General features: G+C 49.3%; 1 protein-coding gene. It reads right to left on the reverse strand.

The genetic code is table 11. From position 1 onward, the window contains the following. Positions 1-288 (reverse strand): HisA/HisF-related TIM barrel protein (locus tag NE591_RS15515; protein ID WP_256157132.1); only part of this gene is annotated, 288 nt, incomplete at both ends.

Raw genomic sequence — 288 nt, forward strand, 5'->3', positions numbered from 1 at the left:
CGATTGCCTGCGGCAGAGACAATGTTTCGGCATACATCGCCTTCCCTGTAATCGCTCCGTAGATGTCCAGATGCTTCAGTGCCTGTATGTGCGTAATGTCACGGATACCGCCGGAAGCTATGATATTGATCGATACGGTTTTCTTTAGCTCTGCCAGCATCTCCGTGTTTGGACCAGCCATGGTCCCATCCTTGGAAATATCTGTCACAATGATCGTCTTTACCCCCATGGCCTCCATCTGAATGGCAAAATCAATATATTGCAGCTCACTTTCCTGCAGCCAGCCAT

This window comes from Adlercreutzia sp. DFI.6.23, from assembly GCF_024462535.1.
In the GTDB taxonomy this organism is placed as follows: domain Bacteria; phylum Actinomycetota; class Coriobacteriia; order Coriobacteriales; family Eggerthellaceae; genus Adlercreutzia; species Adlercreutzia rubneri.